This window comes from Radiobacillus kanasensis (assembly GCF_021049245.1).
In the GTDB taxonomy this organism is placed as follows: Bacteria; Bacillota; Bacilli; order Bacillales; family Amphibacillaceae; genus Radiobacillus; species Radiobacillus kanasensis.
Window position 1 is genome coordinate 2,923,957 of record NZ_CP088020.1, and the last position, 12,177, is coordinate 2,936,133.

The 12,177-nt window shown below is 37.9% G+C and carries 15 protein-coding genes; all 15 read right to left on the reverse strand.

Annotation, left to right across the window (positions count from 1 at the left end):
• Nucleotides 1-10 precede the first annotated feature (10 nt).
• A complete protein-coding gene (flaG, locus tag KO561_RS15260) occupies nucleotides 11-385 on the reverse strand; it encodes a flagellar protein FlaG (RefSeq protein WP_231094128.1) in 375 nt (124 codons plus the stop codon).
• A gap of 91 nt (nucleotides 386-476) precedes the next feature.
• A complete protein-coding gene (locus KO561_RS15265) occupies nucleotides 477-2,285 on the reverse strand; it encodes a motility associated factor glycosyltransferase family protein (protein ID WP_231094129.1) in 1,809 nt (602 codons plus the stop codon).
• A gap of 62 nt (nucleotides 2,286-2,347) precedes the next feature.
• Nucleotides 2,348-3,496, reverse strand: coding sequence for a flagellin N-terminal helical domain-containing protein (locus KO561_RS15270; protein ID WP_231094130.1), 1,149 nt, complete (start codon nucleotides 3,494-3,496; stop codon nucleotides 2,348-2,350).
• A 124-nt stretch (nucleotides 3,497-3,620) separates the two neighbouring features.
• Nucleotides 3,621-3,851 (reverse strand): carbon storage regulator CsrA, encoded by a 231-nt coding sequence (csrA, locus tag KO561_RS15275; RefSeq protein WP_231094131.1) that lies wholly within the window; start codon nucleotides 3,849-3,851, stop codon nucleotides 3,621-3,623.
• A 2-nt stretch (nucleotides 3,852-3,853) separates the two neighbouring features.
• Nucleotides 3,854-4,303: a flagellar assembly protein FliW gene (fliW, locus tag KO561_RS15280; RefSeq protein WP_231094132.1), complete on the reverse strand. Its 450-nt coding sequence runs from the start codon at nucleotides 4,301-4,303 to the stop codon at nucleotides 3,854-3,856.
• 16 nt (nucleotides 4,304-4,319) lie between these two features.
• A complete protein-coding gene (locus tag KO561_RS15285; protein ID WP_231094133.1) occupies nucleotides 4,320-4,892 on the reverse strand; it encodes a DUF6470 family protein in 573 nt (190 codons plus the stop codon).
• Nucleotides 4,893-4,970: 78 nt separating this feature from the next.
• On the reverse strand, nucleotides 4,971-5,882 hold the full coding sequence (gene flgL / locus KO561_RS15290) for a flagellar hook-associated protein FlgL (protein WP_231094134.1): 912 nt from the start codon (nucleotides 5,880-5,882) through the stop codon (nucleotides 4,971-4,973).
• 11 nt (nucleotides 5,883-5,893) lie between these two features.
• Nucleotides 5,894-7,411 (reverse strand): flagellar hook-associated protein FlgK, encoded by a 1,518-nt coding sequence (flgK, locus tag KO561_RS15295; protein ID WP_231094135.1) that lies wholly within the window; start codon nucleotides 7,409-7,411, stop codon nucleotides 5,894-5,896.
• A gap of 14 nt (nucleotides 7,412-7,425) precedes the next feature.
• Nucleotides 7,426-7,923 carry a flagellar protein FlgN gene (locus KO561_RS15300; RefSeq protein WP_231094136.1) on the reverse strand — a complete coding sequence of 166 codons (498 nt, stop codon included), beginning with the start codon at nucleotides 7,921-7,923 and terminating at the stop codon, nucleotides 7,426-7,428.
• A gap of 14 nt (nucleotides 7,924-7,937) precedes the next feature.
• Nucleotides 7,938-8,204 carry a flagellar biosynthesis anti-sigma factor FlgM gene (flgM, locus tag KO561_RS15305; RefSeq protein WP_231094137.1) on the reverse strand — a complete coding sequence of 89 codons (267 nt, stop codon included), beginning with the start codon at nucleotides 8,202-8,204 and terminating at the stop codon, nucleotides 7,938-7,940.
• Nucleotides 8,205-8,325: 121 nt separating this feature from the next.
• Nucleotides 8,326-8,730 (reverse strand): TIGR03826 family flagellar region protein, encoded by a 405-nt coding sequence (locus KO561_RS15310; RefSeq protein WP_231094138.1) that lies wholly within the window; start codon nucleotides 8,728-8,730, stop codon nucleotides 8,326-8,328.
• Nucleotides 8,731-9,031: 301 nt separating this feature from the next.
• A complete protein-coding gene (locus KO561_RS15315; protein ID WP_231094139.1) occupies nucleotides 9,032-10,051 on the reverse strand; it encodes a thiazole biosynthesis adenylyltransferase ThiF in 1,020 nt (339 codons plus the stop codon).
• Entirely contained in the window at nucleotides 10,048-10,815 is a 768-nt protein-coding gene (locus tag KO561_RS15320; protein ID WP_231097186.1) for a thiazole synthase, read from the reverse strand. The genes KO561_RS15315 and KO561_RS15320 overlap by 4 nt, the downstream gene beginning before the upstream one ends.
• Nucleotides 10,816-10,817: 2 nt before the next feature.
• Nucleotides 10,818-11,021 carry a sulfur carrier protein ThiS gene (gene thiS, locus KO561_RS15325; protein ID WP_231094140.1) on the reverse strand — a complete coding sequence of 68 codons (204 nt, stop codon included), beginning with the start codon at nucleotides 11,019-11,021 and terminating at the stop codon, nucleotides 10,818-10,820.
• A complete protein-coding gene (gene thiO / locus KO561_RS15330; RefSeq protein WP_231094141.1) occupies nucleotides 11,012-12,160 on the reverse strand; it encodes a glycine oxidase ThiO in 1,149 nt (382 codons plus the stop codon). The genes thiS and thiO overlap by 10 nt, the downstream gene beginning before the upstream one ends.
• Nucleotides 12,161-12,177 lie beyond the last annotated feature (17 nt).

The window sequence follows — 12,177 nt, forward strand, 5'->3', positions numbered from 1 at the left end:
CATTTCACCTCTATACTGTTTCATCTACGATAAAACCCATTAGCTCTGCCATTGAAGCATATGCATCTAATAGCTTCTTAGCCGGTATTTCTTTAATAACTTCATTGGATTCTGGATTGACTATAGTAACATAGTATTCTTTCAGTTTTTCATGATATTCGAACTTAAGGGCTGTACGAGTAGGCTCTAGGAAATCATTCATACCTTTTATAACTGCTTTAAGTTGCTCTTCATCAATTTCCCTTTTGACATGTGCTACAGTTTCAACATTTTCATGAGTGTTTTTAGATAAGTCTATCTTTAAGGAAGATTCACTCTCATGCAAATTATTAATTTTGGACTTTTGAATAAATTGAGAATTTGAAACTATTTCTCCAATCTTCATACAATAACCCACTTCCTAGGATACGCTTTATTGTTATATCGGATTTTCTTTTGAGAAGTTAAGGTTTTATGCAATAAAAACTAAATAATTACTATTTATTTAAAGTGGTATTTAAGAATTTTTCTAACTCCACTATTACCAAATCCGAAATATCTTTCGAATAAGTAAATAACTTTTTCTGAATTTCAACTGTTTTTAAGAAATTTTCCTTTGAGAATTCATATGTTAATTTATTGAATTCAAAAGAAGCTATTGAAATATGGGTTTGTAAAAAAATACTTAAAAAACCACACGAATCCAACGCTTTTTTATATTTCAAATCAAAATCTGTAAGAATTTGAAACGATTTTTTATCAAATGATTGCTTTTTAACTTGTCCGTCCATAGATTGAAGCATAGAGTTCAACAAATATTTAAATTCTTGAACTATTCTTACTTCCGTTTTTATTAAATCGCCTATTTCATTTAGATTATTATGAATTGGATGATAATTATCTTGTAAAAATTTATATAGAGGGGGACACGTTTTAGTTGCATATTGTTTTATTGCTGCCTTAAACGGCAATTGTTCACAATGATTAATCTTCGCTCCACCTTCTGTAGAATTAATAACTTTCTGCCTAGTCCTGTAAAACTCCTCTTCAAACCACATCGTAAAATTCTTCCATATACGACTTGTCTTTACCTCTTCACCAAAGTATCCCTCAACATACATATCGTCTTCATTCTTTTTGTCCGGTTCAATATTGTCATAAACCGTTCCTTTCGAATGACTATTACCATCCTCACCATATGCTAAATCTTGACCTATAAAGATTATTGGATCACACCCAATATACCTGGCAAAAGAAAATGCCAAATGTGCAACTGATGTTCCCATAGGAATAAAGTCATTTCGATTGGATATAAGATGGTTCATCCATTCATTGACTTTCTCATTATATTTTAATGGTAACAAAAGTCTATCGTTCTTAAATTTTTTTATTATACTAGGATGGACTACTGGTGGACCAACAAAAATTGTTTCATCAGGGATATCAACGTCTTTAAAAAAGTAATCATAGACGATTTTCCCTCTCTCTACTGCAAAAACAGCATCAGGGATAATGCCTTCTTTCAATAGTTTTTTAAACACCGTATCTACAGAGAAAATCAGCACACTTTCACGATTCAATGTTTTAAGATATTTTAAATTTTTTTGCAATGAAGGACCAGCAGATACAATGATGGCTGGAATTCCTTCATAAGAGTTTTGAAATCTTTTGATAGAAGTTGTTTGAGTCAAACTTTTTAAATTCAATAAATTTTGAAGTAAACCAATCATTGTATCTTCAGTGGAGTTCCCTATCATAAATAAGTTAACTCTAACTTTCTCTATAATTTGTTTTTGCAAATTTAGTACTTCTTTTCTTTCAAATGTCTGAATATATTTATTAATAAAAAATTGAATATTTGATATTTTTGTTATTAAACCCTTTTTTAATAGAAGCTCGCTTATAAATTCTGGTGTTACATCATAATCAGTTACTAGTAAATAAAAATTATCCTTAGCAAATAAATCTTCAAAATTATAATTCTGGATCATACCGAAAAACACTTCGGAATTAGGTTCAATTACTACAATAGAGGAGCCTGAGGGAGCATTATTATAGATTTCTTCTATCGCGCGGATATCTTGCATACCGATAATAAAATATATCCCTCGGTGTTTAAAATTCACATCTAAATTTTGAGGAACGGAGTTTTTTGATTCGATAACTGAATCGGAACCTGAAGAAATAATTGTTAAATCATTAATTTTGTCTACTATATACTGCTGATTTTCTGATTTAATAGGGGAAATAATATGATTAGGGTTTTTCTCTAATGCATTTAAATTTTGTTCTAGATATGGATTCATCTGTTACTTCTCCTTATGAAATAAACCCTGCAATAGATGCAGGGTTTATTTTACTATTTTAATTATCTTAGAAGTTGTAGGACACCCTGAGGCTGTTGGTTAGCTTGTGCCAACATAGCTTGAGCTGCTTGTGCAAGAATTGAATTTTTAGTTTGATTCATCATTTCCTTAGCCATGTCTACATCTCTTATTCTAGATTCAGATGCAGTCAAATTCTCAGCGGATGTACCTAAATTGTTAATAGTATGCTCTAAGCGATTCTGGAATGATCCAAGCTTTGAGCGCTCGGTAGAAACTTCACGAAGTGCAGATTCGATAGCAGTAATCGAAGCTTCTGCAGCTCCTTGACTATCCACCTTAATTCCACTAACTTGAAGTGCAGACGCACTCATATCACGAATATCCACACCCATAGTTTGAGCAGTGTTTGAACCAATCTGTAAAGATAGTGAATTATCATCTGCTAAAGTTACATCATCTTTTATTTTCACACCGGCAGAATCTCCTGTTTCAGTACCAGCAGCTAAATTAATTTTCACTCCATCTAAAGTAAAAGATCCTCCAGCTGATGCTGTTATACTTACAGAAGTTACCGCAGTATTTACTGCTCCAGTAGAGTCAGTAACTGTTACATTATAGGTTCCAGCAGTTGTAGTTTCCGAACCAATCTCAATATAATATGCTCCACTTCCAGTAACACCAGTATTTGTTACTGTAGAAGCAGCTACACTAAACTTATCACTGCTTTGTGATAAAATCTCAGCAGTTGCATCTGTTGTGCCTGCTTTAGAAGCATTTCCATCAAGTAAACGTTGTGTGTTAAATTCAGTTGTATTAGCAATTCTATCGATTTCTGAGCCTAATTGATCAATTTCTTTTTGAATTTCCGCACGATCACTATTTGTGTTCGTATCGTTTGAGGATTGAACAGCAAGTTCACGCATACGTTGAAGAATAGAATGTGTTTCGTTAAGTGCACCCTCAGCAGTTTGAATTAAAGAGATACCATCTTGAGCATTACGTTCTGCTTGTTCTAATCCGCGGATTTGACCACGCATTTTTTCAGAGATTGCTAGACCAGCTGCATCGTCCCCAGCACGGTTAATACGTAATCCGGAAGACAGCTTCTCCATTGATTTTGATTGAGCATTAGTAGCACTGTTTAATTGGCGGTACGTGTTAAGTGCCGCGATGTTGTGATTGATTCTCATTATAAATTTCCTCCTTGAGTTTTCGTTTTCCCACTTCCTTGTGGTTGTCGCTAGGTGAACTAAAGCGGCCGTCTCTAGTATCACTTTGCTTACATTATTATTATCGGAGCAAACAGAGAGATGTTTAACCTTTTTTAAGATTATTTTTTAATAAATTTATTAAATCAGTAGAAGCATCGGCAGCTACACTATTTTGTTCTTGTATATCTAGGTAGATTTCCATTCTGTGAATATCAACATGCTTTGGAGCTGATATTCCTAACTTTACTTGCTCACCATCAATTCCAACAACCTTAATTTCGATATCTTCACCAATCTTAATGGACTGATGTAGCTTTCTTGTAAGTACTAGCATGCTCAATCCTCCTTTACCTGGAGGGTTTTTTTTGTGAAAATCGTCTCTTTTGTTGAGTATTCACTACTATTCGTAATAAACTGCTTCGCTAATTTTTCTTTTTGATTTACAACAATAGGAGCTTGTAAATTAACTGTGCTTTCCTCGAACAATTCTTTTAAGGAAGCAATTGCAATAACCTCGACATCCTTTTCAGTTTTAATTTGAAGAAGCTCAACCGTTCCTGAATCAAGCACAAATTCATAATCCTTTTTAAAATGGTACGGGTTTACAACAATAAAGGCTGGATTAAGCCCTTTTGTTGATTGAAGTACTTGAAAAATAGGATTATTTTCTATAGGTAATAATACAAACGCTTTTTCTTCAGAAAACCCAGGAAGCCCATGTGGAAACGTGAGAATATCTTCTTCTTTGATAGTTATTTCACCGAAAAACTTCGTAATAATTTTCATGTTTCACCCTTCTTCATTATGCTTCATTTTTAAACAAATTTACAAAATCAATTTTCAGGTAGTTCCATTGCTTCATCCCAACATCTATATCACCTGGTTGGTAGTTTAACAGTGGTTTCTGTGGTTGTATGTCAATAATCGGTTTCCTTGGTATTACAGTAATGTCCACTTTTGCAGGTTCATAATCAATCTTTACAGAACCCGCTGAAGGAATCCAACCAATATTAAACTGCTTAGGTGAGTCTTCACTGTTTTCTTTTGCTTGACGGGAAATTGGGTTTCCACCGTGTTCAATCTTCATTAATTCATTCCCCTGTCGCGCTCGTCTTGTTATACCCTCCAACAGGGCCTCGCGCCCAAGTTGAGCGGCCTCCTCAATTCTTCTGGAAATTGGCTTTAAATCCATATCTGCCCACGCTTGCGACTGATCAATGTTTAATTTGGATGGAGAAGTGTTTATTTGCAACTGGGCCTTTGGTTGTTCAATTGATTGAATTGCTTTAGGTTGCTTAATGGACATTTGACCATTTGTTCTATTTATTTGAATTTTTGCTATTTGTGATTGCAACCGAATTTGAGGTAATTCCATAAGCGTGCCCCCTTTTTATTTACATATAACTAATAAAAAGACTTGCCACAGCAAAGTATGACAAGTGCTTCTTTGTTCTTATCTTAGAAAATCAAGTAAACTGGGCTGGATAACTCTCGCTCCAGCACCTAGTGCTGCACGATGAATACTTTCCTGTGTCGTAAGATCCATGATGACTTTCTCCATATCAGCATCTTCATTATCTGACATCATTTGGGTTGCAGAAATAAGTTGACTGGAAAGACGGTCTTCAATTAAATCTAATCTATTCATACGTGCACCTAAGTCAGCTCGCGCATTAACTACTCCTTCAATATGAGTGTCCATGTTCTCTATGGATTGTCCAATTAAATCTTGACTATTGGTCTTTAGTGCATCCGAAAAAGCTTCGATATCAGCAAAAAGATCACTACTAAAAACAGTGTTTGGATCCACATTTGCTCCTAATTTAACCCCATTTGCTACTTCAATTAAAACTGGGTCGGTATTGGTGGATACAGTAACTACTGTGCCATTAGGATCTAAAGTGACTGGTTCAACAAGATTACCCGCCCCATCATCCGTTCCAGTAGTTGCAGTACCATTAAAAATAAATTTGTTATTAACTTTCGTATTTGCAATCTCTACTAAGTGTTTCTTCAACTGATCTACTTCAGCGGCAATATTTTCACGTTGAGACTCCTCATAAGCACCATTACTAGCCTGAACCGCAAGTTCCCTCAATCTCTGCAGAGCTTGAGTAGCCTTGTCTAATGCTGAATCTGAGTTATCCATCCAATTATGAACCTCACTCGAGTTACGTTGATATTGTTCAACCTCTGTAACTTGAGTGCGATAATTCATTCCCTTCATTGCTACAACTGGATCATCAGAAGGCCTGTTCACTTTCTTTCCAGTTGACAGCTGATCCATATATTTACCGAGATTGTCGTAACTCTGACTTAAATTTCTTAACATATTATTACTTAGCATTCCTTGTGTTACACGCATCAACTATCCACCTACCTTCCTACTATCCCCATATTGTTAATAATTCGATCTAACATTTCATCGACAGCAGTCAAGCTCCTTGCTGCTGCATTATAAGCATGCTGGAATGTAATCATATTCGTCATTTCTTCATCTAAAGAAACCGCACTTACCGATTGTCTTCTTTCTAGTACTTGCTGTTGAAGAACTCCCGCATTGCTTTCCATTCGAATGGCTTCCTGTGAATCAACTGCCATCTTGCCAATTACAGATGCGTAATAGCTCTTTACTGAAGTATTTTCCCCAAGTGATGCAACCGGATCTTGAATTTTACTTCCTAAAGCTAAAGCATTTTGTCCGTCACCACTAGTTCCATCACTACTTGCAGCTACGAGATCTTCATCGTTTTTTATAGTTGTTAGCACATCTAGACTAGTCGCGGCACCAGCTTGTGTAGCATTAACTGTAAAGAAATCTGTACCCGGGTTTCCTTCTAGGTCAAATCCGCCTCGATGAGCAGCGTTAAATTCATTCGCAAAGTTAAATGCCAGTTCATCGAGCGCATCTAGCATTTGAGGAAACTCACCTTTCACAGTTCCTGCGTCTTGGTAGCCATATGCCTCAACAAGAGCTTGCATTTTTCCAGTTGAAGTGAAATCCGCACCAGTAAACGTGCTAGTACCGACAGTTATACTGCTAACCGCTCTTTTACCTAGCGTATCATCGATGTTAACCGTAACCTCGTTTACTTGTTTAGTTGGACCATCGACTAAGGTTACAGGTGGATCAAATGAATCTCCAGATTCGTTGACAAGTTCAATAGTAGCTAAGCCACCCGCCATTGGGTTTGGCTGACCACCACTCGCGTCATAAGAAACTTTTACGTTGACGATATTGGATAATTGATCAATGAGACGATCTCTTTCATCGTATAAATCGTTGGGAAGATAACCGTGTGGCTCAATCTCACTAATTTGTTGATTCACATTGTTTATCTGATTAAGAATAGAATTTAACTCTTTTTGAGTCACATCTATTTCGTTTTCTAAATCTGTACGAACGGCACTTAAGGATGTTGATAAATAATTGAATGTCTCAGCAACCGCGATACCGCGTTCTACTACTACAGATCGTGCTCCTGAATCTTCAGGGTTTACAGATAAATCCTGCAAGGCTTGCCAAAACTTATCCATCGACTTGGACAATCCTGTATCTGAAGGCTCGTTCATGATTTCTTCCATTTGTTGAAAAGAACTAGCAAGTGATCCGTAGTATCCTAGTTTACTAGTTTCCCCTCGATACTGAAGATCAAGAAATTTATCACGCACTCGCTCAATCGATCCTGCCTCGACACCACTTCCGATTTGACTTTCAAATAATGCATTAGAACGAGAACCGGATAACGTCGATACTTGGTCGAAATTAACACGTTGTCTTGTGTATCCATCTGTATTCGCATTGGCAATGTTGTGGCTTGTCGTATAAAGTGCTGCTTGTTGGGCGAATAACGCACGCTTAGCAACCTCTAATCCGTGAAATGTAGATGTCATGCTTGTTCTCCTTTCTAAGCTTTCGAGTCAAACGCCGAGCGTCGAGCTGTTTGTTCAGGCTGTTTGTTCGCGTTGTTTCCATAGTTTATATTTTTAACGGTCGGTTGGACCATGTCTAAAGTCAAGTTGATAAATTGTAAAGATTGTTGAATTAAATCTTGGTTTAGGTGCTCTTGTTGCTTTAGCTTTACTAATACGCTGGCCAACACAAAGGTGACTTGTTCCATTTGTTCCTTTTCGGAGCCTTCTTCTAAGTGCTCCATGACAAATGAAACAGTCACATCTTCTGCTGGAAAGCCTTGTTTTTTAGCCCAAGCTTCGGTTTGGCTAACTCTCTTAGCCTCAACCTGTTCAATAGCTTGAACATGCTTTCTTTCCTGTATTAGTAAGCTTTGAAGTGCTTTTGTTTTCCCATCCTTTACCGCATCGGTTTTTTGAAGAGAAACAGATAGCAAGCTTTCATGTAATTGTTTTAGTTTTGATAAGGACTCAATAATGGCTTGGACAGTCATGGCTTGTCCTCCTATTAGGCTTTATTGCTCCAAAAATCTAGCATTTTCTTAGCTGTCTCTTTCGCATCTACTTGATACGTACCAGCGTCCACTGCCTTTTTAAGCGCTTCTAGCTTTTCCAAGCGTGCTGGATCTGGTTTTGTGTTCTCTTGAAGTTGTTTAGCTTGATTGGATATTTGTACCTTATCGTGTTTTGTTATTTCTTGTTTGATTTCATGTTGTTTTTGGATTTGCTTTTGATAGGGATTGAAATTAGAATGATTCGGCCCTTGTATTTTCATGTCTTACACCTCTTTCCTAGTCGAAGAACGATCCATCATCCTTTTAAATAAAAGGGATGAATCCACGTACGTTGTTATCATTGTTAATATCGACTAGTTTAACCAAATGTTTAGCACTTTTTTACTTTTTCGTAAAATAAGTCGCCTTATCACTCATCTTGTTTCGTGTAGTCACAGCATCAATCTTTTCCTGTTGCTCAAGATCTCCTAGTAATTCACTAGAACAATTCGTGCAAAGGTTTCCTTCTGTAATTTCTCGATCACATCGCTCACATTTATAGGCAAGCCGAGGGAATAGAGAAGTTCTAAGTCGTTTTTCTTTAACAAACTTCAAAATAAGTTCTTCTTCGACCCCTGTACCTTCAACTATATCTAAAACGGTTGCTTCTCTATTCTTTCGTTGCTTCATGTAAGCATATACGGTTTGAAATGCTTTTTCTTCTTCTTTATAACAATCTGGACAAATATCCCGAAATCCTTTTACGAATAATTTGTCACACCTAGGGCAATTTATTAATTCTGCCACCCTACTTCCTCCTTGACGAATTACATTGTTTTATTTGCTATATTATAGCATACCTAGCATCCAAATCGGATTGGCAAATCTGACTAGTTCTCTTAGTGAGCCCATGTTATCGAATACACATCTACACAACCGGCTTTTCTTAAAAGCTTAGCGGCATGTGCAATGTACATCCTGATATATATAACATCGACCAAATGTACATAATTTTAAATAGATGAAACAGCTGATACAAAAAAAGCGTACCCTATGCTTTGGCTACGCTTTTTCGCTTCACTCATATTTAGAACTTTTCAATATTCTCTTACCCTAAGTATCGATGATACAACGTCTTTGCTTCTGCAATATCCTTTGTTCCATGGATAAGGACCCGCCCATCTTTAAATAGTACAAATCGGTGACCTTGTATCGTAAAGGATAGTAAAAACGGATTTTGAGTGACTTTTCTACCTTGTCGGGCTAGTATATTAGACAGATTATCCAAATCTATATTCTTCTTATTAGATGGACGCAATTGCACTGTATCTCTCCCGCATAAAACAGCCGTCCGTAACTGATTGGAAAAATTTAAGTACGGGTAGGTTCTCTCCGTACCACACGATACGCAACTGTCTTTCTTTAACTTATCCAAGGTTATTCCCACCTGTTCATTGTTCCAAAGATCAAACGACACAAGCTTTTTTCTCAATGCTTGATAATCTTCCACTAAAATTTTTAGTGCCTCTGTCGTTTGATAGGACACAACCATTTGCACGGCCGGACTAATAATTCCAACCGTATCACAGGTCATTCCACCCATCGGTACCGAATCCAGTAGGCAATGTAAACACGGTGTTTCTCCTGGCAAAATTGTATAACTGATTCCATAACTACCTACACAGGCACCGTAAATCCAAGGAACCTCATATTTTTGAGAAATATCATTGATAATCATGCGGATATCAAAGTTATCGGTTGCATCAATAACTAAATCAACACCTCTAATGAACCTTTCCATTTCCTCTACCGAAACATCCATAACGTGTGCTTCAATGTTCACCGTTGAATTTATTCGTGTTAAACCCTTTTTAGCTGCGATTGCTTTTGGCATTCGCTCCGCTGCATCGCTTTCTTCATAAAGCTGCTGTCGTTGTAGGTTACTCCATTCTACATAGTCACGATCGACAATGGTTATTTTACCGATTCCAGAACGGACAAGCACTTCCGCATTTCCCGTCCCCAATGCTCCAGCACCGACAACTAGCACATGTTTGCTACTTATTTTTGTCTGACCCTCTGCTCCAATTGGAGTAAATAGTTCCTGTCGGGAATACCGTTCACTCAACCGATATTCATTCCTTCCATTGGACTACTTGCTGTTGCATAACGTTTCTTCGGAATTCGGCCGGCCTCGTAGCCTAGTCGACCTGCTTCAATCGCAAGCTTCATTGCCCTTGCCATTTTAACTGGATCTTCGGCACCAGAAACGGCCGTATTTAGTAAGACACCATCTGCTCCTAGTTCCATAGCAATAGTGGCGTCAGATGGGGTTCCGACACCGGCGTCGACAATAACGGGAACTTTTGCCTGTTCTATGATAAAGCTGAGATTTAGCGGATTTACGATACCTTGACCAGATCCAATTGGAGATGCCCCTGGCATAATGGCATGACAACCTAATTCTTCTAGACGTTTAGCAAGTAACACATCATCAGAAGTATAAGGCAATACCGTAAATCCTTCATTTAATAATTCTTCCGATGCTCGTAAAGTTTCAACAGGGTCCGGTAGCAATGTTTTTGGACAGCCAATGACTTCAACCTTAACCATGTCACAAAGACCAGATGCTTTTGCTAATTTAGCAATTCGAACTGCTTCTTCAGCAGTTTTGGCGCCTGCAGTATTTGGAAGTAAGGTGAACTTTTTTACATCTAGTTTCTCTAAAAAGTTCGGCTGACTTGGTTCGAATATATTCATTCTGCGAACCGAAAACGTTAGTACCTCTGTCTCCGAAATATCTACAGCTTCTTTTTGCACGTCATAATCCGGGTATTTTCCAGTACCTAATAATAATCTTGAATCAAATTCGTACTTCCCTATCTTTAACATCATCAACCTCCTCCTACAAAATGGACTAACTCAATCCGATCCCCGTCACACAATTTCGTGTCTTCGTGTGACTCCTTTTCCAAGATCGATTGATTACATTCGACGATTACCACCTTTTTATCTAGCTGGAGATGCTCTATCAGGTTAGAAACCGTCTCAATGGTATCCGGCACGTTTATGTGAGTCCCATTAATCATTAATTGCATGTTCCCGCCCCACTTTCATGTAACTGCTTCACTAGTCGCTCCACTCGAAATGGCGTTATATCCACGGATGGAGTAATACCTTCCACTAAGTCGGCAATCACCTCCCCAGTAATTGGAGACAATAAGATTCCGTTTCGGTAGTGACCAGTGGCAATGAGTAATCCCGCATATTCGGGATGATGCCCTAAGTATGGCAATCCATCTACTGTCTGTGGTCGAATACTAGACCACGCTCGTTCCCATTCCGCCTCGACAATTTGCGGCATCAAAATTTTTGCTTTATCCATCAGTGTGGAGATACCACCTAGTGTTACTTGTTGATTAAATGTATTCGGTTTGATTGTTGCACCAACAACCAATCTCCCTCCTTTTTTAGGGACAAGGTAACAACCTTCAGAAAATACAGTGCTCGATAACAATGGGCGATGAGTGATGACAGAAAAGCACTCTCCCTTTACCGGATAAGTATCTAATGACAACCCTGTATTACTAAGCAACTGACTGCTCCAAGCCCCACAAGCTACAATCACTTTATCACTGACAAAAGTGCCCTCATTTGTCGCAACTCCAGTCACTTTTCCATTCTTGTATGTAAAAGACTTTACTTCCACGTTTTCTTTGATTAGCGCTCCAAGTGCTGTAGCAGATTTTAAAAACCCCAATGTTAATTGACGTGCTTCTAGTTGACCATCCTTTTCAAGATACATTCCACCCAAAACGTCTTCTGACAAAGTAGGCTCTTTCTCTTTTACCTCCTCTCCAGAAAGCCATTCTGCCTGCTCTCCACTATCTTGCTGCATCGTCACAATGCGTTGAAAGTCGTTTTTTTGTTGTTCATTTAATGCAACCTTCAACATCCCCTTGTTGACTAGTTCCATGTCAATACCGCTTACTTCTTTAATTTCCAAAGCCAGCTTTGGAAACATCGACCTGCTTTTCTTTGCTAATGGAAAGAGAGGTCCCTCTCCATCCAACTCTGCTTGTGCCGCAAGCATTCCAGCAGCAGCGCTTGAAGCTTTGCTAGCAAGATGATCTTTTTCTAATACAAGTACTTTTGCCCCTCTTTTAGAAAGTGTGTAAGCAATAGCACCCCCAATGACACCAGCCCCCACGACAATTACATCGTATGAATCCTGCACGTACACTCCCCCTTCAC

What these genes read in the sequence shown, in the direction of transcription:
- fliW (WP_231094132.1), bottom strand. Translation starts at nt 4,303, where the DNA reads ATGAAAATTATTACGAAGTTTTTCGGTGAAATAACTATCAAAGAAGAA.
- KO561_RS15270 (WP_231094130.1), bottom strand. Translation starts at nt 3,496, where the DNA reads ATGAGAATCAATCACAACATCGCGGCACTTAACACGTACCGCCAATTA.
- KO561_RS15300 (WP_231094136.1), bottom strand. Translation starts at nt 7,923, where the DNA reads ATGACTGTCCAAGCCATTATTGAGTCCTTATCAAAACTAAAACAATTA.
- KO561_RS15285 (WP_231094133.1), bottom strand. Translation starts at nt 4,892, where the DNA reads ATGGAATTACCTCAAATTCGGTTGCAATCACAAATAGCAAAAATTCAA.
- KO561_RS15320 (WP_231097186.1), bottom strand. Translation starts at nt 10,815, where the DNA reads ATGTTAAAGATAGGGAAGTACGAATTTGATTCAAGATTATTATTAGGT.
- thiS (WP_231094140.1), bottom strand. Translation starts at nt 11,021, where the DNA reads ATGCAATTAATGATTAATGGGACTCACATAAACGTGCCGGATACCATT.
- flgL (WP_231094134.1), bottom strand. Translation starts at nt 5,882, where the DNA reads ATGCGTGTAACACAAGGAATGCTAAGTAATAATATGTTAAGAAATTTA.
- flgM (WP_231094137.1), bottom strand. Translation starts at nt 8,204, where the DNA reads ATGAAAATACAAGGGCCGAATCATTCTAATTTCAATCCCTATCAAAAG.
- KO561_RS15265 (WP_231094129.1), bottom strand. Translation starts at nt 2,285, where the DNA reads ATGAATCCATATCTAGAACAAAATTTAAATGCATTAGAGAAAAACCCT.
- csrA (WP_231094131.1), bottom strand. Translation starts at nt 3,851, where the DNA reads ATGCTAGTACTTACAAGAAAGCTACATCAGTCCATTAAGATTGGTGAA.
- flgK (WP_231094135.1), bottom strand. Translation starts at nt 7,411, where the DNA reads ATGACATCTACATTTCACGGATTAGAGGTTGCTAAGCGTGCGTTATTC.
- flaG (WP_231094128.1), bottom strand. Translation starts at nt 385, where the DNA reads ATGAAGATTGGAGAAATAGTTTCAAATTCTCAATTTATTCAAAAGTCC.